Source organism: Rhodococcus sp. GQ147 (genome assembly GCF_059759155.1).
Genome location: NZ_JCAXDU010000006.1, coordinates 86,114 through 110,496 on the forward strand (window position 1 = coordinate 86,114; position 24,383 = coordinate 110,496).

Annotated in this window: 24 protein-coding genes and 1 pseudogene; 21 read left to right on the top strand and 4 right to left on the bottom strand. The window is 69.5% G+C overall.

Features of this window, described 5'->3' with window-relative positions; all coding sequences use genetic code 11:
- The first annotated feature begins 156 nt into the window (after positions 1 to 156).
- Both AC6CID_RS09320 and AC6CID_RS09325 read left to right on the top strand, forming a co-directional pair.
- Positions 157 to 426 (top strand): DUF4235 domain-containing protein, encoded by a 270-nt coding sequence (locus AC6CID_RS09320; protein ID WP_006551422.1) that lies wholly within the window; start codon positions 157 to 159, stop codon positions 424 to 426.
- A gap of 204 nt (positions 427 to 630) precedes the next feature.
- Entirely contained in the window at positions 631 to 1,794 is a 1,164-nt protein-coding gene (locus AC6CID_RS09325; protein ID WP_033096583.1) for a kinase, read from the top strand.
- 31 nt (positions 1,795 to 1,825) lie between these two features.
- Here the strand turns inward: AC6CID_RS09325 and AC6CID_RS09330 are convergent, their stop codons facing one another.
- Positions 1,826 to 3,463 (bottom strand): alkaline phosphatase D family protein, encoded by a 1,638-nt coding sequence (locus AC6CID_RS09330; protein WP_498353863.1) that lies wholly within the window; start codon positions 3,461 to 3,463, stop codon positions 1,826 to 1,828.
- A 95-nt stretch (positions 3,464 to 3,558) separates the two neighbouring features.
- On the opposite strand from AC6CID_RS09330, the gene AC6CID_RS09335 reads away from it, so the two are divergent.
- The 8 genes and pseudogenes from AC6CID_RS09335 (at position 3,559) to AC6CID_RS09370 (ending at position 13,068) form a co-directional block, all read left to right on the top strand.
- Entirely contained in the window at positions 3,559 to 4,971 is a 1,413-nt protein-coding gene (locus tag AC6CID_RS09335; RefSeq protein ID WP_248690025.1) for a replication-associated recombination protein A, read from the top strand.
- Between the two features lie 138 nt (positions 4,972 to 5,109).
- Positions 5,110 to 7,776 (top strand): alanine--tRNA ligase, encoded by a 2,667-nt coding sequence (gene alaS, locus AC6CID_RS09340; protein ID WP_019289262.1) that lies wholly within the window; start codon positions 5,110 to 5,112, stop codon positions 7,774 to 7,776.
- Between the two features lie 2 nt (positions 7,777 to 7,778).
- Positions 7,779 to 8,297, top strand: coding sequence for a Holliday junction resolvase RuvX (gene ruvX, locus AC6CID_RS09345; RefSeq protein WP_006551427.1), 519 nt, complete (start codon positions 7,779 to 7,781; stop codon positions 8,295 to 8,297).
- On the top strand, positions 8,294 to 10,165 hold the full coding sequence (locus AC6CID_RS09350; RefSeq protein WP_498353864.1) for an endolytic transglycosylase MltG: 1,872 nt from the start codon (positions 8,294 to 8,296) through the stop codon (positions 10,163 to 10,165). Before ruvX ends, AC6CID_RS09350 begins: the two co-directional genes overlap by 4 nt.
- Entirely contained in the window at positions 10,155 to 11,009 is an 855-nt protein-coding gene (locus AC6CID_RS09355; protein ID WP_064256315.1) for a shikimate dehydrogenase, read from the top strand. Before AC6CID_RS09350 ends, AC6CID_RS09355 begins: the two co-directional genes overlap by 11 nt.
- A gap of 35 nt (positions 11,010 to 11,044) precedes the next feature.
- Positions 11,045 to 11,302: pseudogene (locus AC6CID_RS09360) on the top strand (acetyl-CoA C-acetyltransferase); the annotation flags it as partial.
- A 148-nt stretch (positions 11,303 to 11,450) separates the two neighbouring features.
- Positions 11,451 to 11,807, top strand: coding sequence for a YciI family protein (locus tag AC6CID_RS09365; protein ID WP_019289266.1), 357 nt, complete (start codon positions 11,451 to 11,453; stop codon positions 11,805 to 11,807).
- A 13-nt stretch (positions 11,808 to 11,820) separates the two neighbouring features.
- A complete protein-coding gene (locus tag AC6CID_RS09370) occupies positions 11,821 to 13,068 on the top strand; it encodes an RNA polymerase sigma factor (protein ID WP_498353865.1) in 1,248 nt (415 codons plus the stop codon).
- Here AC6CID_RS09370 and AC6CID_RS09375 read toward each other — a convergent pair.
- Entirely contained in the window at positions 13,061 to 13,441 is a 381-nt protein-coding gene (locus tag AC6CID_RS09375; RefSeq protein WP_064060286.1) for a DUF1622 domain-containing protein, read from the bottom strand. The two genes, AC6CID_RS09370 and AC6CID_RS09375, sit on opposite strands and share 8 nt — an antisense overlap.
- A gap of 152 nt (positions 13,442 to 13,593) precedes the next feature.
- Between AC6CID_RS09375 and AC6CID_RS09380 the strand changes: the two genes are divergently transcribed.
- From AC6CID_RS09380 to aroB, 4 genes are read left to right on the top strand one after another with little or no spacing between them, the layout of a single operon-like run.
- The gene (locus tag AC6CID_RS09380) at positions 13,594 to 14,223 is read left to right on the top strand and encodes a prepilin peptidase (protein WP_220665918.1); all 630 of its coding nucleotides are present in this window, start codon (positions 13,594 to 13,596) and stop codon (positions 14,221 to 14,223) included.
- 48 nt (positions 14,224 to 14,271) lie between these two features.
- A complete protein-coding gene (aroC, locus tag AC6CID_RS09385; RefSeq protein WP_006551435.1) occupies positions 14,272 to 15,459 on the top strand; it encodes a chorismate synthase in 1,188 nt (395 codons plus the stop codon).
- Positions 15,460 to 15,463: 4 nt separating this feature from the next.
- Complete coding sequence (locus AC6CID_RS09390) at positions 15,464 to 16,030, top strand: shikimate kinase (protein ID WP_064060288.1); 567 nt, start codon at positions 15,464 to 15,466, stop codon at positions 16,028 to 16,030.
- Positions 16,027 to 17,136, top strand: coding sequence for a 3-dehydroquinate synthase (gene aroB / locus AC6CID_RS09395; RefSeq protein ID WP_064060289.1), 1,110 nt, complete (start codon positions 16,027 to 16,029; stop codon positions 17,134 to 17,136). The genes AC6CID_RS09390 and aroB overlap by 4 nt, the downstream gene beginning before the upstream one ends.
- A 2-nt stretch (positions 17,137 to 17,138) precedes the next feature.
- On the opposite strand, the gene AC6CID_RS09400 is transcribed toward aroB, so the two are convergent.
- Both AC6CID_RS09400 and AC6CID_RS09405 read right to left on the bottom strand, forming a co-directional pair.
- On the bottom strand, positions 17,139 to 17,750 hold the full coding sequence (locus tag AC6CID_RS09400) for a TIGR03086 family metal-binding protein (RefSeq protein WP_081263366.1): 612 nt from the start codon (positions 17,748 to 17,750) through the stop codon (positions 17,139 to 17,141).
- A gap of 118 nt (positions 17,751 to 17,868) precedes the next feature.
- Entirely contained in the window at positions 17,869 to 18,465 is a 597-nt protein-coding gene (locus tag AC6CID_RS09405) for a B-4DMT family transporter (RefSeq protein WP_024100782.1), read from the bottom strand.
- 75 nt (positions 18,466 to 18,540) lie between these two features.
- On the opposite strand from AC6CID_RS09405, the gene AC6CID_RS09410 reads away from it, so the two are divergent.
- The 7 genes from AC6CID_RS09410 (at position 18,541) to AC6CID_RS09440 (ending at position 24,368) form a co-directional block, all read left to right on the top strand.
- Positions 18,541 to 19,638: a M24 family metallopeptidase gene (locus AC6CID_RS09410; RefSeq protein WP_006551440.1), complete on the top strand. Its 1,098-nt coding sequence runs from the start codon at positions 18,541 to 18,543 to the stop codon at positions 19,636 to 19,638.
- 34 nt (positions 19,639 to 19,672) lie between these two features.
- Complete coding sequence (efp, locus tag AC6CID_RS09415) at positions 19,673 to 20,236, top strand: elongation factor P (RefSeq protein WP_006551441.1); 564 nt, start codon at positions 19,673 to 19,675, stop codon at positions 20,234 to 20,236.
- Positions 20,237 to 20,746 carry a transcription antitermination factor NusB gene (gene nusB, locus AC6CID_RS09420; protein WP_006551442.1) on the top strand — a complete coding sequence of 170 codons (510 nt, stop codon included), beginning with the start codon at positions 20,237 to 20,239 and terminating at the stop codon, positions 20,744 to 20,746.
- Positions 20,747 to 20,954: 208 nt separating this feature from the next.
- The gene (gene pyrR / locus AC6CID_RS09425; RefSeq protein WP_024100783.1) at positions 20,955 to 21,572 is read left to right on the top strand and encodes a bifunctional pyr operon transcriptional regulator/uracil phosphoribosyltransferase PyrR; all 618 of its coding nucleotides are present in this window, start codon (positions 20,955 to 20,957) and stop codon (positions 21,570 to 21,572) included.
- Positions 21,569 to 22,510, top strand: coding sequence for an aspartate carbamoyltransferase catalytic subunit (locus AC6CID_RS09430; protein ID WP_016691672.1), 942 nt, complete (start codon positions 21,569 to 21,571; stop codon positions 22,508 to 22,510). The genes pyrR and AC6CID_RS09430 overlap by 4 nt, the downstream gene beginning before the upstream one ends.
- A 44-nt stretch (positions 22,511 to 22,554) precedes the next feature.
- Positions 22,555 to 23,868 carry a dihydroorotase gene (locus tag AC6CID_RS09435; protein WP_220665919.1) on the top strand — a complete coding sequence of 438 codons (1,314 nt, stop codon included), beginning with the start codon at positions 22,555 to 22,557 and terminating at the stop codon, positions 23,866 to 23,868.
- Positions 23,869 to 23,876: 8 nt separating this feature from the next.
- Positions 23,877 to 24,368 carry a PH-like domain-containing protein gene (locus AC6CID_RS09440; protein ID WP_220665920.1) on the top strand — a complete coding sequence of 164 codons (492 nt, stop codon included), beginning with the start codon at positions 23,877 to 23,879 and terminating at the stop codon, positions 24,366 to 24,368.
- The last annotated feature ends 15 nt before the right edge of the window (positions 24,369 to 24,383 follow it).

A 24,383-nucleotide genomic window follows, 5' to 3' on the forward strand; every position in this document is an offset into this window, starting at 1 on the left:
GTGTCGCCCGTCACCGGACCGGGGCACCGCGCCGCGTGTGTGCCGTCCGGTGGTGCTCCCGAGTGAGGTTCGTGGGCCCGATGAGGTTTGTGAGGATCCTGCCCGGGTACTCCGTCGGTCCGGCGCCAACGGGGGCGACGGATCGAGGAGGTATCCATGGCCGACGCACGCGTGATCTTCTACAAGCCGCTCGCTCTCGCAGCCAGTGTGGGAGGCGGCATCCTCGCCGGAGCCGTCTTCAACCAAGTGTGGAAGAAGGTCGGCGGCAGTGACGAACGGCCCGAACCTCAGGATCTGTCGCAGCGCACCCGGGACGTGCTGATCGCGGCCGCCCTCCAGGGTCTGATCTTCGGTGTCGTGAAGGCTGCGGTAGATCGTGGCACCGCCCGTGGTTTTCAGAAGGTGACACACGTTTCACCGGAATGATCGTGACGTGTCCCGATCGTGATCGGCGTCCGAGGAGCGGAGCGGGCGGGGCGCGGACGGGGACACACCCGGATGAACAGCGATTTCCCCTCGCAAAGCAGACAAAAGCGACCTGGTGGGCCGGGCACGGGTGAAGAAGGTCCTGCTCGATCCGAGCATTGTGGAGGACCTCGTCGTGACCGAGAACCTGTAGATTGGGCAGTGATGACCGCAACATTGGCAGACCCCGTGTCCGAGGTGGTTCACGCCGCCGAAGCGCTGCTCACCCGCCGTACCGGCGCCACGGTGACCCTGACCGATCCGGTGGATCTCGGGGGCAGTGGCCGCTCGATGGTCGTACGGGTACGAGTGGCCGCCAATCCGTTCTCGCTCCCGCGCACTCTTGTCCTCAAGCAGGTACCGCCCTCGCGTGGCACCGGCCACGTCGACTTCCGCGGTTCCGAGACGGACGAGCAGATCGCCTTCCTCCGCGAGGCGGTCTCCTACCAGTTCACGACGGCCCTCGCGAAGGATCACCGTCCGGGTGCCGAACTGCTCGCCTACGACTTCGACGCCCGCCTGCTGGTCCTCAGCGACCTCGGCGACGCGACCACCCTGTCGGAGGTGCTCCGCAACAGTTCCGAGGCCGCCGGGAACACCCTGATGGCCCTGGCTCAGGCACTCGGACGCATGCATGCGGCGACCGTCGGCCGCGAGGAGGACTTCGCGGCGCTGCTGCGTCGCGCCGACGTCGCGCGGGTCGCCGACGCCGTGTCCCAGCAGGCCCTCGATGCCGTGCGGGGTGTGCCCGAGCTCCTCGAGGCCGACTTCGGCCTGTCGGTGCCCGAGTCGGTACGCGAGCGTGCCGAGCGGGCGTCCAAGCTGTTCACCGGCGGGCGTTTCCGGGCCTTCAGCCCGTCCGACCTGTGCCCCGACAACATCGTGGTCGGCGACGAGGGTGTGCAGTTCCTCGACTACGAATGGGGCGGCTTCCGCGACGCGACCCTGGACATCGCGTACGCCCTCAGTTCCTTCCCGCTGTGCCTGTGCTCGGTGCCGCTGTCCGTCGATCGCATCCGTGCGATGGCCGACGCGTGGCGCGCCGAGGTCGTCGCCATGTGGCCGCAGCTGGCCTACGACGAGGTGCTCGAGGAGCGGCTGCTCGACGCACTGCTCGCGTGCATCTGGCTGAGCACGCACCTGTTCCTGCCCGAGGACCATGCCCGGATCGCCTCGGTACGCGAACACGGACTGTCTGTGCCGCGCATCCCCGCGCTCCGCGCCCGTTGGTCGCTGCTCGCCGAGTTCGCCACCGCGACAGGCCACGACGACGTCGCCGCGCACGCCCGCGACGTGCTCGCCCACCTCGAGGACCGCGCCGCCGGCTAGAGCGACCGATCCGCCAGGTGCCGACCGGCGTCTACACCAGCGGAGCGGCGGGTTCGATCCTCGTCGCGCCGTCGGCCACCCGGTATCCCGCGGCGCGGCGCGCGTCCGTGTTCGGATCCGTGCGGTCGCCGATGAAGAACCACTCCATCTGCGTCGCCTCGGGAGTCACGTCGAGCACCCCGTAACCGTGCGAATCGAGTTCGACGAACCGCACGTGCCGGTTGGCCGCGGTCGCCGTCGCCTCCAGCGCGGGCGACAGGCTCCGCGGAGGCACACCGAGCAACTCGTCGATGTTCGCCGACGTCACCGACGGAACCACGAACTCCGTGGCGACGGTGCCCGCACCCGGATAGTCGGCAGCGTCCATCGGGACGTCCATCGCCCAGGAGGTGTGGATGTCGCCCGTGAGGAAGACGACGTTGCGCAGTCCCGCCGCCGTGATGGTGTCCATCAACCGTCGACGGTCGGCGGTGTAGCCGTCCCACTGATCGGTGTTGAAGGGCAGTCCGCCGGCCGGCACTCCGACGAGTTCGGTCAGTGCTCCGGTGGTCCGCGGATCGAGCGGTGGTAACACGATCGGCGAGAACATCACCGAATTGCCGATCAACTGCCATCGTGTGGGGGAGGTCGCCAGCCCGGCGGTGAGCCATTCCATCTGGTCCCGGCCGGTCATCGTGCGCCCCGGATCGTCGACCTGCCGTCCGACTGCGAGGACCTGCTGGGAACGGTAGCTCCGCAGATCCAGCATCGACAGTTCGGCGAGCCGTCCGTACCGCAGGCGCCGGTAGAGCCGTCCGCCGTTCGGACGCACCGGCATCCACTCGTCGTAGGCCTGCACCGACGCGGCCTTGCGGGGGGCCCAGTCGCCCTCGACGAGCGGATCGTGGTTCTCCGCCCCACCCGCCCACGCGTCGTTCGCCGCCTCGTGGTCGTCCCAGATCACGATCCACGGCACCTTCGCGTGCAGCGCCTGCAGGTTCGGATCGGTCTTGTACTGCGCGTGCCGGATGCGGTAGTCGGCGAGACTCACGATCTCGTGGGCGGGCTCGTGCGTCCGGACGCCCCGCCCACCGGCGACGGGGAACTTCCCCGCCGCGTATTCGTACAGATAGTCGCCGAGGTGCACCACGGCGTCGAGATCGTCGCGTGCGGCGAGGTGGCGGTAGGAGGAGAAGAAGCCGCCCTCCCAGTCGGCGCAGGAGACGACCCCGAAGCGCAGGCGTCCGACCGCAGCGTCGTGCGAAGGCGCGGTGGACGTCCTGCCGGTCGGGGAGACGGTTCCGCCGACGCGGAAGCGATAGAAGTAGGTCGTGTCCGGTGCGAGCCCGCGGGCGTCGACCTTGACCGTGTGGTCGGAGACGGAACTCGCCGTCACGGTCCCGCTCGCGACCACCGCGTCGAAGCTGCTGCTGTGGGCGAGCTCCCAGGTGACCGGGACGTCCAGTCCCGCACCCGAGCCGGGTGTCGCCTCCGGCGAGGGTGTCACCCGCGTCCACAGGATCACCGCGTCGGGCAACGGATCTCCCGACGCGACGCCGTGCGCGAAGACGGCGGGGGATGCCTGCGCGTGCTGAGTGGTCGAGGCGAAGGCCGCCGCACCTGCGGCGAGGATCGACGACCGGAGCACGGCGCGACGGGACACATGTTCGGCGGACGGTGTCGTGGCCACGACCAAGATCCGACCACACGGTCGGTCATCCGTCCACGCGAACGACGAACACCGCCGTCGACCGGGCGTCGGCGCGAGCTTGTAGCGTCGGATGCGTGAGTGATCTTTTCGGGGCGAACGACCCGTCTGCCGAACCGGACGCCCTGTTCGAGGCGCCACGCGAACCGGAACCCGAGGACGAACCGCAGGTCCGCCGACAACCCGTCGCGGCCGGCGGCGCGAACGCGCCCCTCGCTGCGCGCATGCGACCGGCGAGTCTCGACGAGGTGGTCGGGCAACAACACCTGCTCGAACCGGGAGCACCGCTGCGGCGGCTCGTCGAGGGATCGGGTGCGGCCTCCGTCGTGCTCTACGGTCCGCCCGGTACCGGGAAGACGACCCTGGCCTCGCTGATCTCCGGAGCCACCGGACGCCGGTTCGAAGCGCTGTCCGCCCTGTCGGCGGGCGTCAAGGACGTGCGTGCCGTCATCGACCTGGCACGCCGGCGCCTCACCCACGGCGAACAGACCGTGCTGTTCATCGACGAGGTCCACCGCTTCTCGAAGACCCAGCAGGACGCGCTGCTCGCCGCGGTCGAGAACCGCATCGTGCTGCTGGTCGCGGCGACGACCGAGAACCCGTCGTTCTCCGTGGTCGCCCCGCTGCTGTCGCGCTCGCTCGTGCTGCAGTTGCAGCCGCTCGGGCCCGACGACATCCGGGCACTGCTCGAACGTGCGCGCACCGACCCCCGTGGACTCGCCGGTGCGGTCGAGATCGACGACGACGCCCTCGACCACCTCGTCCGGCTCGCCGGGGGCGACGCCCGCCGTGCCCTGACGGCGCTCGAGGCCTCCGCCGACACGGCGCTCGCCGTCTCCGGTGGCGACGCGGCCGTCATCGACCTCGCGACCGTGGAGTCGAGCATCGACGAGGCCGCCGTGCGCTACGACCGCGACGGCGACCAGCACTTCGACGTCGCAAGCGCCTTCATCAAGTCGCTGCGCGGCTCCGACGTCGACGCGGCCCTGCACTATCTGGCCCGGATGATCGTCGCGGGGGAGGACCCGCGCTTCATCGCCCGCCGCCTGATGATCCAGGCCAGCGAGGAGGTGGGCATGGCCGATCCCACCGCCCTGCAGACGGCGGTCGCCGCAGCGCAGGTCGTGCAGCAGGTCGGGATGCCCGAAGCCCAGCTCGCGCTCGCCCAGGCCACCATCCATATCGCCACCGCACCCAAGTCGGGCGCGGTGACCGCCGCGCTCGGCGCCGCGATCGCCGACGTGAAGGCGGGCAGGGCCGGTCCGGTGCCCGCCCATCTGCGCGACGGTCATTATCAGGGCGCGCAGAAGCTCGGCAACGCGATCGGCTACAAGTTCCCGCACGCGCACCCGGACGGCGTGCTCGCGCAGCAGTACGCCCCGGACGAGCTGGTCGGCGTCGACTATTACGAGCCGACCGGTCGCGGTGTGGAACGGGAGCTGTCGGCCCGCCTGCCCAAGCTGCGCCGCATCGTGCGCGGTGAGCGGTGACGCCCTCCGCCGAGTACTCACGGCGCCGTACCGCGGCCGCTTTCGGCGGCGCGATAAGCTGAAGAACGGCCGATCGACAGGGTCGACCGCCCGTCCCGGGAAGTTCACACCATCGCCAAACCACAAAGGACCATCGACGTGCAGACCCACGAGATCCGCAGGCGCTTTCTCGATCACTTCGTGAAGGCGGGACACACCGAGGTGCCCAGCGCGTCGCTGATCCTCGCCGATCCCAACCTGCTGTTCGTCAACGCCGGCATGGTCCCGTTCGTGCCCTACTTCCTCGGGCAGCAGACCCCGCCCTACACCCGCGCCACGTCGGTGCAGAAGTGTGTGCGCACTCTCGACATCGAGGAGGTCGGCAAGACCACCCGCCACAACACCTTCTTCCAGATGGCCGGCAACTTCTCGTTCGGCGACTACTTCAAGGAAGAGGCCATCACCTTCGCGTGGTCGCTGCTCACCGGATCCGTCGAGGACGGCGGCTACGGAATCGACCCCGAGAAGCTGTGGGCGACGGTCTATCTCGACGACGACGAAGCGTTCTCGATCTGGCACGACAAGGTCGGCGTTCCCGAGGAACGCATCCAGCGTCGCGGCATGAAGGACAACTACTGGTCGATGGGCATCCCCGGGCCGTGCGGTCCGTGCTCCGAGATCTTCTACGACCGCGGCCCCGCCTACGGCGTCGAAGGCGGCCCCGAGGCCGACGAGGACCGCTACATCGAGATCTGGAATCTCGTGTTCATGCAGAACGAGCGCGGTGAGGGTGGTGCCAAGGACGACTACCCGATCCTCGGCCCGCTGCCGAAGAAGAACATCGACACCGGCATGGGTGTCGAACGCGTCGCCTTCCTACTCCAGGGCGTCGAGAACGTCTACGAGACCGACCTGCTGCGCCCCGTGATCGACAAGGCCGCCGAACTCACCGGCGCCGTCTACGGCGCGAAGCACGACGACGACGTGCGCTTCCGCGTGATCGCCGACCACGCCCGCACCGCGGCGATGCTCATCGTCGACGGTGTCAACCCCGGCAACGACGGCCGCGGCTACGTGCTGCGCCGCCTGCTCCGCCGCATCGTGCGCTCGGCGCGTCTGCTCGGCGCCGACAAGCCCACCATGCGCGAGTTCATGGCGGTCGTGCGCGACACCATGGCCCCGTCCTATCCCGAACTCGACACCGACTTCTCGCGCATCGAGACCGTCGCGGTGGGCGAGGAGACGGCCTTCCTCAAGACCCTCGGTACCGGCAGCAAGCTGTTCGAAGGCGCTGTAGAGACCGTGAAGTCGCAGGGTAGGAATGTGCTCGGTGGCACGGAGGCGTTCACCCTCCACGACACCTACGGGTTCCCGATCGACCTCACCCTCGAGATGGCGGCCGAGGCGGGCCTGACCGTCGACGAGGAGGGTTTCCGATCGCTCATGGCCGAGCAGCGCCAGCGCGCCAAGGACGACGCCCGCGCCCGCAAGCACGCCCACGCCGACCTGACCGTCTACAAGGAACTCCTCGACCGCGGTCCCACCGAGTTCACCGGTTTCAGCGAGCTGGTGACCGAGGCGCACGTGCTCGCCGTCATCACCGGTGGCGAGCGCCTGCACGCGGCGAGCGCGGGCCAGCATGTCGAGCTGATCCTCGATCGCAGCCCCCTCTACGCGGAGTCCGGCGGCCAGATCGCCGACATCGGCAGCATCACCGGCCCGGGCCTGAAGATCAAGGTCGACGACGTCCAGAAGATCGCCAAGCAACTGTGGACCCACAAGGTCACGGTGCTCGAGGGCCAGGTCGTCGAAGGCGACGCCGTCCTCGTGCAGGTCGATCCCGAGTGGCGCAAGGGCGCCACCCAGGGCCACTCCGGCACCCACCTGGTCCACGCCGCGCTGCGCGAGGTGCTCGGCCCCAACGCCGTGCAGGCCGGTTCGCTCAACAAGCCCGGCTACCTGCGCTTCGACTTCTCGTGGCCCGGCGCCCTGTCCGAGCAGCAGAAGCAGGACATCGAGGCCGTCACCAACGAGGCCGTCGCGGCGAACTATCCCGTCAACACCTTCGTCACCGACCTCGACAAGGCAAAGAAGATGGGCGCGATGGCCCTGTTCGGCGAGAACTACGGCGACGAGGTCCGCGTCGTCGAGATCGGCGGCCCGTTCTCGATGGAGCTGTGCGGCGGCACGCACGTGCAGCACTCCTCGCACGTCGGCACCGTCACCCTCCTCGGTGAGCAGTCCGTCGGTTCCGGCATCCGCCGCGTCGAGGCGTACGTCGGTCTCGACTCCTACCGCCACCTGGCGAAGGAACGCGCGCTGCTCGCGGGCCTGTCCTCGACCCTGAGGGTTCCCTCCGAGGAGGTGCCCGGACGTGTCGAGGCCCTGCTCGATCGGCTCAAGGCCGCCGAGAAGGAACTCGAGAAGACCCGCGCCGCGAACGTCGCCGCCGCAGCCGGAACGTACGCGGGCAAGGCGCAGCGCGTCGGTGACGTGCTCGTCGTGGCCGAGGCCGCCCCGGAGGATGTCGCCGGCAACGACCTGCGCACACTCGCATCCGACGTCCGTGGCCGGCTCGGCACCGAGCCCGCCGTGGTGCTGCTGCTCGGCAACGCCGGCGGCAAGGTGCCCTTCGTCGTGGCCACCACCAAGGCTGCGCAGGAGAAGGGCATCAAGGCAGGCGACCTCGTCGCGAGCTTCGGTCCCGCGATCGGTGGTCGCGGGGGCGGCAAGCCCGACATGGCTCAGGGCGCAGGGGCGGATCCGGCCGGTATCCCGGCCGCACTCGATGCTTTCCGTGCCCGTCTGAGCGAGCTGGCCGGCTGAGCGTGGCCGAACCGCTGCGCCCCGATCGTCCCGGAGTGGACGATCCCGGCCGTGGTCGCCGCATCGCAGTCGACGTCGGCAGCGTCCGGATCGGGGTCGCCTCCAGCGACCCCGACGGGATCCTCGCCACCCCGGTCGAGACGGTGCCGCGGTCCAAGGAACGCGGACCCGACGCACCCGATATCCGGCGCATCGTCGAGATCGTTAGGGAATACGAGGCTGTTGAGGTTATCGTCGGGCTGCCGCAGACACTGCGCGGTGAGCCCGGCAAGGCTGCGAAACTGGCGAGCGATTTCGCGCGTCGACTTCGCCGTGCCTTACCCGACGTTCCCGTGCGCCTGGCCGACGAACGTTTCACGACGGTCACTGCGGCGCGCGCCCTCCGCGAGAGCGGGGTGAGTGCGCGAGGTGCGCGGCCGGTCATCGACCAGGCCGCCGCCGTGGCCATCTTGCAGGGTTGGTTGGACGAGCGGAGTTCGGTAGTGAACGAGTCGGGGCGTGACGCGGGGGACAGCCGGTGAGCCGGCACGGACGACACGACGACCATTCGGAGAACGCACGGCAGGATCTGTTCGCGGATCCCTACGCCGGTGGGTACACGGAACCTCCAGTGGATCGCACCGGATCCGAGAATCCGTATCGATACGGATCCGAGGATCCGTATCGATCAGACCCGCGTTACCGGTACGACGATCCGTACGCATCCGACCCTCGAGGTCACGATGCATACGGGCACGACCCGTACGGCAACGACTCCCACGGCTGTGATCCGTACGGCGGTGGTGGATACGAGGGCGTCCCGAGTGGGCACCCGGAGGCCCGTCGACCCGATCCCGACGATCACGAGACCACGGTCCTGAACTTCGAGCCGGGTGTATTCGATGGCCCGCCGCCCGGTCACGCCGAACAGGGTTACGGCGAGCAGGGCTATGCCGAGCAGGGCTATGCCGAGCAGGGCTACGGCGACGGGGGCTACGCAGGATCCGGGTACGAGCACGAGGGGTCCATCGGCGCCGATCGCGGACACGCTCCGGCCGATCACCCCGACGGGGGACATCTCGACGAAGAGTACCCGGGCGGATACTCCTACGCCGCACGCGACGCGAGCCGGGATATCTACCGGGACGACGATCCCGCCGACGACGCGGTCGCAGCGGAGGAGGTCACCGCCGAGCAGCGTGCGGTCCCCGTCGCGGTCGGTGGTTCGGAACGCGCCGCACGCCGCGATCCGAAGGCGAGCGGGCGCAGGAAGCGCGGACGTGTCGTGGGCGCGCTCGCCGCCGCGGTGCTCCTGCTCGTCGTCGTGGGCGGCGGTTATCTCGCCTACGACCGGTTCCTCGGCACGAACCTTCCGCCGGACTTCACCGGACCTCCCGGGCCCGCCGTCGTCGTCCAGGTCAACCCGGGCGAGACCGCCGGGGAGATCGGCAGCGAGTTCGTCGACAAGGGTGTCGTCGCGAGTTCCGCCGCCTTCTACGAAGCGGCCGTGCAGAACTCGGGGATGAATTCGCTGCAGCCCGGCTTCTACCAGGTGGCCACCAACATCCCGGCCGTCGATGCCGTCGCCGCCCTCGTCGACCCGGCCAACCGGGTCGGTGCACTCGTGATCTCCGAGGGACGTCAGCTCCACGACATCCGCGACGTCAACACCGGTGCCGTCCGCAAGGGCATCTACACACTCATCGCGGAGGCGAGCTGCCACGGCGATCCGGCCGCCGAGAACTGCGTCACCTACGAGGAACTCGACGCGGCCGGTGCCACCCCGGACCTGCAGGCACTCGGCGTTCCGGAATGGGCGCGCGACGCGGTGGCGAACGTGCCCGACCGCAGGCGGCAGCTCGAAGGCCTCATCGCCGCGGGCAGCTGGGATTTCGATCCGACGGCCGAACCCGTCGAGATCCTCGCCCGTCTCGTGTCGGAAAGCGCTGCGAGCTACGACGCGACGGGGATCACCGACGCGGCCGCACGGGTGGGGCTGACCCCGTACGAGATGCTCATCTCTGCATCGCTCGTCGAACGCGAGGCTCTGCCACAGGATTTCGCGAAGGTCGCGCGCGTGATCCTCAACCGCCTCGACATCGACCAGATGCTCCAGTTCGATTCGACCGTCAACTACGAACTCGACGAGACCGAACTCGCGACCACCGACGCCGACCGCGCGCGGGTGACCCCCTGGAACACCTACGCCATGGTCGGTCTTCCGGCGACGCCCATCTCGTCACCGAGCATCGGTGCGCTGCAGGCGATGGAGAACCCGGAACCGGGGGAATGGATCTACTTCGTGACGATCGACGACAAGGGCACCACGCTCTTCGCGAATTCCTACGAGGAGCACCTGCAGAACACCGAACTGGCACTCGCGAGCGGGATCCTCGACAGTGGCCGCTGATCCGAACGGAGGTGTCCGGAGGGCCGCGGTCCTCGGGAAACCCATCGCGCACTCGAAGTCGCCCTTGTTGCATCTCGCGGCGTACCGGGCACTCGGGCTGACCGAGTGGACCTACGAACGCATCGAATGCACCGGTGAGCAGCTGCCGGGCCTCGTGTCCTCGCTCGGTGAGGAATGGGTGGGTCTGTCCGTCACGATGCCCGGTAAGTTCGCGGCTCTCGAGTTCGCCACCGAACGCACCGAGCGGGCCGTGAGGATCGGCTCGGCGAACACCCTCGTGCGCATCGAGAACGGGTGGCGTGCCGACTGCACCGACGTCGACGGCGTGTCCGGAGCACTGCGCTCGGCCGGCGTCGGCGATCTGTCCGGCGCGTCGGCGGTCGTCGTCGGCTCGGGTGGTACCGCGCGGCCGGCGCTCGTCGGTCTCACCGACCTCGGTGTGCGCTCGGTGACTGTGGTCGCGCGGTCCGAGCAGAAAGCCCGCGCGACGTTCGATTGTCTCGGCGACGACATCGAGGCTCGGTGGTTGTCGTTCGACGCACCCGAATTGGCCCGGGTCTGCGCCGAGGCCGGTGCGCTCGTGAGCACCGTGCCCGCACCCGCGGCAGCGCCGTACACAGAAGCTCTCGCGCAGGCGCCGTGCATCCTCGATGCAATCTACGACCCTTGGCCCACGCCGCTGGCGACAGCGGCCGAGGCACGCGGTGTCCGCGTCGTCAGCGGTCTGCACATGCTCCTGAACCAGGCCTTCGGGCAGGTCGAGCAGTTCACGGGGCTGCCCGCGCCGCGCGCGGAGATGGCGCGCGCCGTCGGGCTCGATCTGAACTCTCCGCACCCGGCCTGAGAACCCGGTACGACGGGGCGCGGCCCCACCAGGACATCGGCGTCTTCGAGGTCGACGAGGCGTTCGCTCCGGTGCCCATGGCGTGGCAGAAGGAGATCGGCGCACCCGAGGACAAGCTCAACCCCAACGGTGGTGCGATCGCTCTCGGTCACCCGCTCGGGGGTTCCGGTGCCCGCATCCTCACCGACATGATCTTCCACATGCGCCGTACTAACCTCCGGTACGGCCTGCAGACGATGTGCGAGGGCGGTGGCCAGGCCAACGCCACCATCGTCGAACTCGTCGCGCAGTAGGCCGCACCCGACACCGTCCGCTGTCCACCTGCGATGCCTGAGCGGGTGGGCAGCGGATTTCTCCGCGCAGGTGTCGAATCGGCGCCCTACCGTTCGTATAGAGGGTGAGAGGCCGGAGCCGCCGGCCGCCGAGGGGAAGGACCCCGCCATGGCGCAGTACCTGCTGAGCATTTACCAGCCCGACGGTGAACCGCCGTCACCGGAGTTCCTCGAACCGATCATGAAGAAGGTCGCGGCGTGGCAGAACGAGATCCGGGAGGCAGGGGTCTGGGTGTTCTCCGGCGGCCTTCACCCTCCGGATACGGCGACGGTCGTGCGCACGGACGAGGGGTGCACGGCGACGACCGACGGTCCGTACATCGAGGGCAAGGAGCATCTCGGTGGCTTCGACGTCATCGACGTGCCCGACCTCGACGAGGCGCTGAGGTGGGCGCGCGGTCTTGCCGACGCCACCACACTGCCCATCGAGGTGCGGCCCCTGGCGTTCGGCTCCTGCGCCGGATGACGTGCGAAGCTCGATGACCGGGCCGTCCACCGCCGACATCGCACGTGCCTTCCGTGAGGAATACGGCAGGGCGATCGCCGTGCTCACCCGCGTCCTCGGCGACCTCGACGCCGCCGAGGACGCGGTGCAGGACGCCTTCTCGATCGCCGTCGAACGGTGGCCCGGGGAGGGGATCCCGCCGAGCCCGGCCGGGTGGATCATCACCACCGCCCGTCGCCGGGCGATCGACAGGGCACGGCGGGAGGCCGCACGTCCGATCAAGCACGCCGAGGCGGACCTGCTCTACCCGACATCCGACGACGCGTTCGACTCCGGAGCGGTCGTCCCGCCCGAGATCCCCGACGATCGCCTCCGTCTGATCTTCACCTGTTGTCACCCGGCGCTCGCGCCTGCGTCGCGGGTCGCGCTGACACTGCGGCTGCTCGGCGGGCTGACCACCGCGCAGATCGCCCGAGCCTTCCTCGTGCCGGAAACGACTATGGGGCAACGGATCTCCCGAGCCAAGGGGAAGGTCCGCGACGCGCGCATCCCGTTCCGCATCCCGTCCCCGGACGAGTTTCCCGAACGTCTCGACGCGGTGCGTTCCGTGCTTTATCTCGTGTACACGGAGGGCCACACGACGAGCGCCGGACCCGAACTCGTCGACACGGACCTGTGTTCGGAGGCGGTGCGGCTGGCGCGTGTGCTGGCCGGGCTCGTTCCCGACGATCCCGAGACCACGGGACTTCTCGCCCTGATGCTCCTCGGTGAATCCCGGCGCTCGGCGCGTACGGGACCCGGCGGCGAACTCGTCCTGCTCGCAGACCAGGACCGCTCGCGGTGGGACCGCGCGCTGATCGCCGAAGGGCAGGCACTCGTGCGGCGCACCCTGCGCTGGAACAGGCCGGGGCCCTATCAGATCCAGGCCGCGATCGCCGCAGTGCACGCGGACGCGCCCACCTTCGAGGACACCGATTGGGCGCAGATCGTCGCGCTCTACGACCTGCTGTTCGCCGCGGACCCCACACCGGTCGTCGCGTTGCACCGGGCCGTCGCACTCGCCGAAGTGGAGGGCCCCGCAGCGGCTCTCGGGATCGTCGACCACCTCGACCTCGAGCGGTATCACGTCTTCCACGCAGTCCGGGCCGACCTGCTCGCCCGCCTCGGCCGGCTCACCGAGGCGAGTGAGACATACGCCACCGCCGCGGCGCGGACGGAGAACGCCATCGAGCGCGCGCATCTGCTGCGCCGGCGGGACGAGGTCCGGGACGCGCTCAGGTAGCCGGCGTCGTGCCGGTCGTCGTCTCGGCGTCGGGAGCCGAACGCTGCCACGGCCACCGGCCGTCGATCTCCAGCTGCAGCGACCAGCTCAGGAAGGTGCGGATGAGCACGATGACCGCCAGCACACCCACCGATGTGAAGGTCGGCGTGACGGCGACGGTCTTGATGATGTCGGCGGCGACCAGGAATTCGAGGCCGAGCAGGATCGACCGGCCGAGATTGCGCCGGTACGGCTCGTAGATCTCCGAACCCGGTCCGCGCCGCCGCGCGGTCGCCGCGATCCACGTCGCCGCCAATGCGCCGATCACCATGACGCCGACTCCGACGACGTCGATGGCCGTGCCCACGTGTTCGAGCAGCGACGAAATCTCCATTCGACCAGAACCTTCCGACCGGAACCGACAGACTCCGGCAATCCTCGCAGGACGATCGCCGCACTGTGCGGCTTTGTCCACAGGAGACGTGCCTGTCCACAGGACCGGGCCGGACACCGCGCGAACGCCCTGCCGGCGAGTGTGGATGGGGGATGCTCCGGGTCGTGGCAGGGGAGACGGTGGGTGAGCTCGCGATGGTGGTTCTCGGCGTGGGCGTGGGAGCGATCGTGCGCGTGGTGGCGGGAAGAACGGCCGGTCGTCGGCCGCTGCCGGGTTCGTGCGAGGCGGCATGCGCGGCAGCCGCACTCGTCGCGGTCTCGATCACCACGGGCGCGGCGGTCGTCGGAGCAGCGATGTTCGGATGGTGGTGCGTGTGCCTGAGCGCCGTGGACCTGCTCGTGCGGCGTCTGCCGAACGTGCTGACGCTCGGGGGAGCGGGCACGATCCTCGGCGTGGCCGCGGCGACGGGGCACGGCCGGGCGGCGTTCGCCGGTGCACTTCTGCTCGCGGCACCGTTGTTGATCACCCACCTCGCGGTGCCGCGGTCGGTGGGTGCGGGCGACGTCAAACTCGCCCTCGGGCTCGGTGCCGTCACCGGACTCGCCGGCCCCTCGGCGGTGCTCCTCGGTGCACTGCTCCCATCCGTCCTCACCGCAGGTGCGTCCCTGTTTCTGCGGCTCCGGGAGGCCCGCCGCGGGGGTGTGCGTGCCGCTCCGCGCGTGCTTCCGCACGGACCGTCGATGTGCGCCGCCGCGGCGCTGGCGGTGATCTCGACGGGTTGACCAGGGGCGGCATGTCGAGTCGGCGGACGAACATGGAAGGATGGACCTGTGCTGCGTTGGATAACTGCTGGAGAATCCCATGGTCCCGCTCTCGTCGCGATGCTCGAGGGGATGGTCGCCGGAGTCGAGGTGACGTCGAACGACATCTCGGAGCAACTCGCGCGACGGCGACTGGGCTACGGCCGCGGCGCACGCATGAAGTTCGAGGCCGACAAGGTCACCGTGATCGGTGGCGTCCGGCACGGACGCACCCTGGGCGGCCCGATCGCGATCGAGATCGGCAACACCGAATGGCCCAAGTGGGAAACCATCATGGCCGCCGACCCGGTCGATGCCGAACTGCTCGAAGGTCAGGCGCGCAACGCGCCGCTGACCCGTCCCCGCCCCGGCCACGCCGACTTCGCGGGCATGCTCAAGTACGGCTTCGACGACGCGCGTCCCGTCCTCGAGCGCGCCAGCGCCCGGGAGACCGCAGCACGCGTGGCGGCCGGCACGGTTGCCCGGAACTTCCTGCGCCAGGCGTTCGGCGCCGAGGTCGTCTCGCATGTCATCTCCATCGGCGCATCCGATCCCTATGTCGGCCCCGAACCCGGTGCCGACGATCTCGCCGCGATCGACGCGAGCCCAGTGCGTGCCTACGACAAGGCCGCCGAGGAATCCATGATCGCCGAGATCGAGGCCGCCAAGCGCGACGGCGACACCCTCGGCGGAATCGTCGAGGTCGTGGTGCACGGGCTGCCCGTGGGCCTCGGTTCGTTCGTCAGCGGTGCCGATCGCCTCGACGCGCGACTGGCCGCGGCCCTCATGGGGATCCAGGCCATCAAGGGTGTCGAGGTCGGCGACGGCTTCGAGACCGCGCGTCGCCGCGGCAGCGCTGCCCACGACGAGATGAAGCCCGGCCTCGACGGTGTGCTCCGCTCGAGCAACCGCGCCGGCGGCATCGAAGGTGGCATGACCAACGGTGAGGCCCTGCGCGTGCGGGCGGCGATGAAGCCGATCTCGACCGTGCCGCGCGCCCTGTCGACGGTCGACATGACCACCGGCGACGAGGCCGTCGCGATCCACCAGCGTTCCGACGTGTGCGCGGTGCCCGCGGCGGGTGTCGTCGCCGAGGCGATGGTCGCCCTCGTCGTCGCGCAGGCCGCCCTCGAGAAGTTCGGCGGCGACTCGCTCGCCGAGACCGTGAGCAACATCGACCACTACCTGAAGGGCATCGCGGCGCGGCCGCCGCGGTGATCGCATGTCGCCTCGCCTGGTACTCATCGGCCCGCCGGGAGCGGGCAAGTCGACGATCGGTCGTCGGGTCGCGAACGCGCTCGAGCTGCCGTTGCTCGACACCGACGCCGAGATCGAGCGTGTGACCGGCCGGACCATCCCCGACATCTTCTCCCAGGACGGCGAACCGGCCTTCCGGGAGATCGAGGAGGAGTTCGTCGCGCGCGCCCTCGACACCCACGACGGTGTGGTGTCCCTGGGCGGGGGAGCGATCCTTTCGGAGCGCACCCGCGCGCGACTGGCCGGACACACCGTCGTCTATCTCGAGATCAGCGTGGCGGAAGGACTGCGTCGCACCGGCGCGGTCGGCGCCGCCGGAACCAGGCCGTTGCTGGCCGGTGGTGATCCGGCCCAGAAATACCGCGACCTCATGCGTCGCCGCCGCCCGCTGTACCGGCAGGCGGCGACCATCCGGGTGCGCACCGACGGCCGCAGCCCCGGGCGGGTCGTCCAGCAGGTGCTCGCCAAACTCGAAGCGGCGGACGCCGCGACCAGCCAGACCATCAGCGAGGATCGGAGCCCCACACCGTGACCGAACCGGTACGCATCGACGTCGAGACCGCCCAGCCCTATCCGGTGATCATCGGCCGGGGACTGCTCGGTGACGTCGTCGAAGAACTGTCCGGCACGCGGACCGTCGCGATCTTCCACCAGCCGACGCTCACCGCGACGGCCGACGCCGTGCGGGAGGCGCTCGCCGAGACCGGCATCGACGCCCACCGCATCGAGATCCCCGACGCCGAGGACGGCAAGGAGCTGGCCGTCGCCGGATTCTGCTGGGAGGTGCTCGGCCGCATCGGCTTGACCCGTTCGGACGCCGTCATCAGCCTCGGCGGCGGTGCCGCCACCGACCTCGCGGGTTTCGTGGCCGCGACGTGGATGCGCGGCGTGCGGGTCTACCACATCCCCACCACGCTGCTGGCGATGGTCGACGCCGCGGTGGGCGGCAAGACCGGCATCAACACCGAGGCGGGCAAGAACCTCGTCGGTTCGTTCCATGAGCCCTCGGCGGTCTTCGTCGACCTCGCGACCCTCGAGACGGTGCCGCGCAACGAGATCGTGGCCGGACTCGCCGAGGTGATCAAGACCGGCTTCATCGCCGATCCGGTGATCCTCGACCTGATCGAGGAGAACCCCGAGGCCACGCTCGATCCTGCCGGGACGGTGCTGCCCGAGCTGATTCGGCGATCGGTCGAGGTCAAGGCGAAGGTGGTCGCGGCCGACCTCAAGGAGTCGAGCCTGCGCGAGATCCTCAACTACGGTCACACCCTCGGCCACGCCATCGAGCGTCGCGAGCGGTACCGCTGGCGCCACGGCGCCGCCGTGTCGGTGGGCCTGGTCTTCGCGGCCGAACTCGGCCGGCTTGCAGGGCGTCTCGACGACGCCACCGCCGACCGGCACCGCGCGATCCTCGAATCCGTCGGCCTGCCCACCACCTACGATCCCGACGCCTTCGCCGATCTGCTCGCGGGCATGCAGACCGACAAGAAGAACCGTGCCGGCATGCTTCGGTTCGTCGTCCTCGACGGACTTGCGAAGCCCGGCAGGCTCGAGGGACCCGACCCGACCCTGCTCGCGGCGGCCTACTCCGAGGTCGCGCGACAGGGCAAGGCCGATGCGGGAACCGTGCTGCTCTAGCGTCACCCGGCCGATGCGGGCGGTCTCCACGACGGGTCGCGCCCGGTCAGTCCGATCAGGCGGTCCAGCGGCGGAGCGTCGTCGCCCACCCGGACGGCCGGACCGAACAGGCCGCCCCCGTCGGCGACGCGTTCCTCGTCGGTGATGCTCTCCGCGAATGCGGTACACGCGGCGATTTCGTCGGGCTCGCAGGAGTACTGCTGTCCCGTGGCCACGGCGAGGTCCCAGCCGTGGACGACGAGTTCGTCGAGCGTGACGAGTCCGGCGACCGGCGCGGGCAGGTCGAGGCCGCCCGCGCGCGTCATGCCCTCCCAGGCTGCGGGATCGCTCCACGTTCGGCGGAGGTCGCCGAGCCGGTCGGGAACGAGACGTCGCCAGTCCGGCGGCAGTTCGCTCGTGAGCTGCGGGGGAGTGTCGGTGTGCGGGCCGATGTCCTTGCGCGCCGCGGCCGTGAACGCAAGGGACAGGCCCAGCACGTGGTCGACGAGCGCACCGACGGAGGTCTCGGAACACGGTGTGGGCCCCGGCAACTGGGCGTCGTCGATCCCCGCCAGGATGCGCTCCATCCGGCGGGTCGCGGGAGTCAGGTCGAGCGTCTCGGTGATGTCGGTCATGGTCGGCTCCTCGGGGTCGGCTACCTCTACTGACCGTCACAACTCGGAAAACTGAGCACCCGCCCCCGGATGTGCGGCGGCGGGTGGTCTCACTGCTGTGGGTCTCACTACTCGGGTCTCACTGTTTCGGATCGACCCTCGGGAACACCTCGGTGGGCGAGTCGTCGCTGCGCCAGGCGGGATCGGTCTGCTGCGCGGAGTTCGCGGGAGCGGAACCCGCGGCCGCTCCGACGCCTGCGGGCGCGTGGTGATCGCGGTGGACCGACCAGTCGTCGTCGCGGGCGGCCTTGCGCTCGTTCCGGCGCGCGAAGAACCGGCCCAGCGTCACCGCCGCCATCGCCGGCAGGAATACCAGAAGCACGGTGAACGCGGCACCGGAGGTGATCTCGAAGAACAGGGACGTCACACCCACCGGCATCGGGGTGACGGTGTCGACGAGCCAGGTGAGGACCCCGCCGACCAGGCCGGTGACCGCACCGGCGGCGAGCCAGCGCATCGTCAGGTCGTCGCCCTCGTCGGCGTCGGGATGGGCGCGGTGGTCGCGGATGCCGTCGAGACCGGCCCAGACGAACGCTGCGACGACCACCACGGCGAAGCCCAGCCAGCGCAGTACCGATCCCTGCAACGGCCACTGGATGAGAGCGGCACCGAGCAGGACGCGCACGACCACGTGGACCAGGGCGAGCCCGAGTCCGCGGAGCAACCAGGGTTTCATGTACCTCAGCGTAACGGGTGGCGAAGCCGACAGTGTGTCCCGTCCCACAGCCGTGATCGCGGTAGGTTGAGCGATATGTCTGCCGACCACGCCTCCCGCCGTCGAGCGCTGCGTGCGCTGCTCGCCGAACGCGAACTCGATGCGCTGCTGGTGACCGATCTGACCGGTATCCGCTACCTCACGGGCTTCACGGGATCCAACGCGGCGCTGATCGTCTCCACCGAGGACGACGAGAACGAGACGCGCACCGTCATCTGCACCGACGGCCGCTACGTCACGCAGGTGGGGGAGCAGGTCCCCGACCTGCGGGCCGTGATCGCCCGGTCGTCGGCCGCCCACCTCGTCACCGAGTTCGGAACAGGTTCTGCGCGTTGGGGATTCGAGAGTCACGTCGTCACGGTCGACGAACGGTCGCGGTGGGGCGAGCTCGGCGTGTCCGTCCGCTTCGTTCCCGCTCCCGGGCTCGTCGAACACCTGCGGGCCGTGAAGGACGAACACGAGATCGGTCTGTTGCGCGAGGCATGCGGTGCGGCCGATCGCGCACTGGCGGACCTCATCGCGGCGGGCGGTCTGCGTCCGGGTCGAACCGAGAAGGAGGTCGCCCGCGACCTCGAATGGCGCATGTTCGAGCACGGTGCCGACGGCATCTCCTTCGAGACGATCGTCGCCGCCGGTGCCAATTCGGCGATCCCGCACCATCGCCCGACCGGCGCGGTCCTCGCGGAGGGCGACTTCGTGAAACTCGACTTCGGGGCGCAGATCGGCGGTTACCACTCCGACATGACGCGCACCTACGTGCTGAGCCGCGTCGCGGACTGGCAGCGCGACCTGTACGAGCTGGTCCTGCGCGCGCAGCAGGCCGGACGCGAGGCGCTCGCGCCCGGTGTCGACTGCGCCGCGGTGGACGCCGCCGCGCGCACCGTGATCGCCGAAGCCGGCTACGCCGACCTGTTCCTGCACGGGCTGGGCCACGGAGTCGGCCTCGAGATCCACGAAGCGCCCGGAATCGGCGCCGCGGCGACCGGTACACTTGTCGCCGGTGCGGCGGTGACCGTCGAGCCGGGCGTGTACTTCTCGGGGCGCGGAGGCGTGCGGATCGAAGACACGCTCGTGGTGCGGGAGCATACTCCGGAGTTGCTCACGCTCACCGACAAGACATTGACCGTCATTTGAGGGCGGTTCCTCGACCCTAGGAGACACGAACCAAGTGGCTGACACCAGTGACTTCAAGAACGGCCTCGTTCTGAAAATCGACGGACAGCTCTGGCAGATCATCGAGTTCCAGCACGTCAAGCCGGGCAAGGGTCCTGCTTTCGTGCGCACGAAGCTCAAGAATGTGACGTCGGGCAAGACCGTCGACAAGACCTGGAATGCCGGTGTCAAGGTCGAGACCGCCACCGTCGATCGCCGCGACATGACCTACCTCTACAACGACGGCACCGACTACGTCTTCATGGACGGCGAGACCTACGACCAGATCACCATCTCGCCCGAACTGCTCGGCGACAGCGCCAACTTCCTGCTCGAGAACATGCCCGTGCAGGTCGCCACGCACGAGGACGTCCCGCTGTTCGTCGAGCTCCCGGTCACGGTCGAGCTCGTCGTCCAGCACACCGATCCGGGCCTGCAGGGCGACCGCTCCACCGGCGGCACCAAGCCCGCGACCCTCGAGACCGGCGCCGAGATCCAGGTTCCGCTGTTCATCAACACCGGCGACAAGCTCAAGGTCGATTCCCGCGACGGCAGCTACCTCGGGCGAGTGAATTCCTGAGTGTCCGGTAACCAGAAGAAGCTCGGGGCCCGCCACAAGGCCCGCAAGCGCGCCGTGGACCTGCTCTTCGAGGCCGAGGCCCGCGACGTGCACCCCGTCGACCTCGCCGCCGATCGCGTCGAACTCGCGATCGACGACGACCAGGTCGCGCCGGTGCCGGCATACGCGCAGACCATCATCCGCGGTGTCGCCGACAACCTCGACGAGACCGACCGAGTGATCGCCGATCACCTGCACGAATGGACGCTGGACCGCCTTCCCGCCGTCGACCGCGCGATCCTGCGCATCGCGGTGTGGGAGCTCTTCCACGCGACCGACGTGCCGCCCGTGGTGGCCGTCGACGAGGCGGTCGAGCTGGCGAAGCAGCTGTCCACCGACGATTCGCCGGCCTTCGTCAACGGGGTGCTGGGTCAGATCGTCACTGTCGCCGACCAGGTGCGTGCAGCAGCCGCTGCCACCCTCGCCCGGCCGGCGCAGGAGTCGCAGGATCAGGGCTCGAACGAGTCCTGACTTCGTCACCCTTCTCGGGTGAGCGACGACACGAGGCACCGTGAGCGGGCCCGGTGGGAAGACTCCCGCCGGGCCCGCTCACGCATCCGGGCCTGTGTTGCGCTTCACCCGTCATCCGTGCCGAGGCGGACGTCGACGCTGATAGGCTCGACAACTGTCAGGCATCCTTTAACGATCCGTCCAGTGAGGCGGAGAAGGAGGTCGCTGTATGGCCGTGTCCGAGGACGGGTCCACAGCTTCTACCCCCACTACGTCCTCCGGTACCGGCGTGCCGGCGCGTGAGCTGCTCTCCGCTGCCGACGTCCACCGGACGATCTCCCGTATCGCACACCAGATCATCGAGAAGACCGCTCTCGACACCCCCGAGGACGCACCGCGTGTCGTACTCCTGGGCATCCCGACCCGCGGGATCACCCTCGCCCAGCGCCTCGCCGACCGCATCGAGGAATTCGCCGGCGTCCGTGTCCCGGTCGGCTCGCTCGACATCACGCTCTACCGCGACGACCTCCGCACGAAGCCGCACCGCCCGCTGGAGCGCACCTCGGTGCCCGAGGGCGGAGTCGACAACACCCTCGTCGTCCTCGTCGACGACGTCCTGTTCTCGGGACGCTCCGTCCGCGCCGCGCTCGACGCCCTGCGCGATCTCGGACGACCCCGCGCGGTGCAACTCGCGGTCCTCGTCGACCGCGGCCACCGCGAACTGCCGCTGCGGGCCGACTACGTCGGCAAGAACGTCCCCACCGCGCGCAGCGAGGACGTCCGCGTGCTGCTGACCGAACACGACGGGCGCGACGCCGTCGAGATCTCCGGAGGCAAGTCCCAGTGAAACACCTGCTCACCATCGCGGATCTGACGAAGGACTCCGCGACGGGGCTTCTCGACGAGGCCGAGCGGTTCGAGCAGGCACTGCTCGGGCGTGAGGTGCGCAAGCTCCCCACGCTGCGCGGCCGCACCATCATGACCGTCTTCTACGAGAACTCCACCCGCACCCGCGTGTCCTTCGAGGTCGCCGGCAAGTGGATGAGCGCTGACGTCATCAACGTCTCGGCGTCCAGTTCGTCGGTGAAGAAGGGCGAATCGCTGCGCGACACCGCGCTGACCCTGCACGCCGCCGGCGCCGACGCGCTGGTGGTCCGTCACTCCGCCTCCGGTGCCGCGCACCGGATCGCGCAGTGGACCAACGAATCCGGCTCCGGACCGGCCGTGGTCAACGCCGGCGACGGTACCCACGAACATCCCACTCAGGCGTTGCTCGACGCGCTCACCCTGCGCCAGCGTCTCGGCTCGATCGAAGGCCGCCGGATCGGCATCGTCGGCGACGTGCTGCACAGCCGTGTCGCCCGGTCGAACGCGCTGCTGCTGAGCATGCTCGGCGCCGAGGTCGTGCTCGTCGCTCCCCGCACCCTGCTGCCGGTGGGAGTGGAGACCTGGCCGGTGACGGTCGCCGATTCGCTCGAAGCCGAACTTCCCACCCTCGACGCGGTCATGATGCTGCGGGTGCAGGCCGAGCGCATGAACGGCGGGTTCTTCCCGTCCGCCCGCGAGTACTCGATTCGATACGGACTCAACGCCAAGCGCGCGGCATTGCTGCCGGAGCACGCCGTGATCCTGCATCCGGGTCCGATGCTCCGGGGCATGGAGATCGGTTTCCCGGTCGCAGACGCCCCGCAGAGCGCGGTGCTGCAACAGGTGAGCAACGGTGTCCACGTGCGGATGGCGGTGCTCTTCCGCCTGCTCGTGGGGACGGAAGGGAACCTGTCGTGACCCACACTTCCCACCCGGGAGACACAGGAACAGGAGACACACAGGTGACGCCGCAGGTGCTCATCCGCAACGTCCGCCTCTACGGCGAGGGCGATCCGGTCGACGTGCTGCTCGGCGACGAGCAGATCCTCGCCGTCGGAACCGACCTCGAGGTCGGCGACGACGCGGAGATCGTCGACGGCACGGGGCAGATCATGCTCCCGGGCTTCGTCGACCTGCATACGCACCTGCGCGAACCGGGCCGCGAGGACACCGAGACCGTCGATTCGGGCTCGGCCGCCGCGGCGCGCGGCGGGTACACCGCGGTGTTCGCGATGGCCAATACCGATCCGGTCGCCGACTCGGTGGTCGTCACCGACCACGTGTGGCGCCGCGGCCGCGAGGTCGGGCTTGTCGACGTCCACCCCGTGGGTGCGGTCACCGTCGGACTCGAGGGCAAGCAGCTCGCCGAGATGGGCACGATGGCCGCCGGTGTCGGTGGCGTGCGGATGTTCTCCGACGACGGCAAGTGCGTCTACGACCCGCTGCTGATGCGTCGAGCGCTCGAGTACTCGGCCTCGCTCGGGGTGCTCATCGCCCAGCACGCCGAGGAGCCGCGGCTGACCGTCGGTGCCGTCGCGCACGAAGGACCGACCGCGGCGCGTCTCGGCCTCACCGGCTGGCCCCGTGCCGCCGAGGAGTCCATCGTCGCCCGCGACGCGCTGCTCGCCCGCGACGCCGGAGCCCGCGTGCACATCTGCCACGCGTCGACGGCCGGCACCGTCGAGCTCGTCCGGTGGGCACGCTCGCAGAGCATCGCGATCAGCGCCGAAGTCACGCCGCACCACCTGCTCCTCGACGACTCGCGTCTCGAGAGCTACGACGGCATCAACCGGGTCAACCCGCCCCTGCGGGAGCGGAGCGACGTCGAAGCACTGCGACGCGGCCTCGCGGACGGGACCATCGACTGTGTGGCCACCGACCACGCCCCGCACGCCGAACAGGACAAGTGCTGCGAGTTCTCGCAGGCACGTCCGGGAATGCTCGGGCTCGAGACGGCGTTGTCCGTCGTGATCGAGACGATGGTCCGGCCGGGCCTGCTGGACTGGCGCGGCGTCGCGAAGGTCATGAGCGAGCGTCCCGCGGAGATCGTGGGCCTCGACGATCAGGGCCGGCCCCTCGAGGTAGGCGAACCCGCGAACATCGTGCTCGTCGACCCGGATACCGAGTGGACGGTGCACGGTCCCGACCTCGCGAGCATCTCCCACAACACGCCCTACGAGGACATGACCCTGCCGGGCCGGGTCACCACCACTGTGTTGCGCGGGCGGATCACCGCCCGCGACGGTGCGGTGTTCCCGCGCTCGACCGAAAGGTAGGAACCGACATGGATCGCGTTCTCATCACCGTCGGTTTCCTCGCGCTCTGGGTCGTGCTCGTCCTGCTGATGTGGAAGGGTTGGAAGGGACGTGCCCGACGCCAGCAGGACGTGGTCGGCGAACTGCCGACCGTGCCGGCGGAGCTGGGGGAGCGGCTCGTCGAGCCGACCACCGGTCTGTACGTCGGCAGCACGCTCGCGCCGAGCTGGCAGGACCGCATCGCGGTCGGTGATCTCGGCCACCGCGCCAACGCGGAACTGACCCGATACCGATCCGGTGCCCTGCTCGAACGCGACGGCGCATCCCCGATCTGGATCCCGCAGGACTCGATCCGCGCGATCCGCACCGAACGCGGTCTGGCGGGCAAGGTCATGTCCCAGGACGGGGTACTGGTCATCCGCTGGCAGCTGCCCTCGGGCACGGAGGTCGACACCGGCTTCCGCGGGGACGACAAGTCGATCTACCCGCTCTGGACGAGCGGGCCGGACGAAAAATCTTGAGACGGTGACGATCAC

Bases quoted from the DNA above. Each gene is read 5' to 3' on its own strand.
- AC6CID_RS09405 (WP_024100782.1), bottom strand. From the start codon at position 18,465: ATGAAACCCTGGTTGCTCCGCGGACTCGGGCTCGCCCTGGTCCACGTG.
- AC6CID_RS09365 (WP_019289266.1), top strand. From the start codon at position 11,451: ATGGCGCAGTACCTGCTGAGCATTTACCAGCCCGACGGTGAACCGCCG.
- AC6CID_RS09375 (WP_064060286.1), bottom strand. From the start codon at position 13,441: ATGGAGATTTCGTCGCTGCTCGAACACGTGGGCACGGCCATCGACGTC.
- AC6CID_RS09320 (WP_006551422.1), top strand. From the start codon at position 157: ATGGCCGACGCACGCGTGATCTTCTACAAGCCGCTCGCTCTCGCAGCC.
- AC6CID_RS09380 (WP_220665918.1), top strand. From the start codon at position 13,594: ATGCTCCGGGTCGTGGCAGGGGAGACGGTGGGTGAGCTCGCGATGGTG.
- AC6CID_RS09390 (WP_064060288.1), top strand. From the start codon at position 15,464: ATGTCGCCTCGCCTGGTACTCATCGGCCCGCCGGGAGCGGGCAAGTCG.
- AC6CID_RS09400 (WP_081263366.1), bottom strand. From the start codon at position 17,750: ATGACCGACATCACCGAGACGCTCGACCTGACTCCCGCGACCCGCCGG.
- AC6CID_RS09410 (WP_006551440.1), top strand. From the start codon at position 18,541: ATGTCTGCCGACCACGCCTCCCGCCGTCGAGCGCTGCGTGCGCTGCTC.
- pyrR (WP_024100783.1), top strand. From the start codon at position 20,955: ATGGCCGTGTCCGAGGACGGGTCCACAGCTTCTACCCCCACTACGTCC.
- AC6CID_RS09440 (WP_220665920.1), top strand. From the start codon at position 23,877: ATGGATCGCGTTCTCATCACCGTCGGTTTCCTCGCGCTCTGGGTCGTG.
- AC6CID_RS09370 (WP_498353865.1), top strand. From the start codon at position 11,821: ATGACCGGGCCGTCCACCGCCGACATCGCACGTGCCTTCCGTGAGGAA.
- AC6CID_RS09325 (WP_033096583.1), top strand. From the start codon at position 631: ATGACCGCAACATTGGCAGACCCCGTGTCCGAGGTGGTTCACGCCGCC.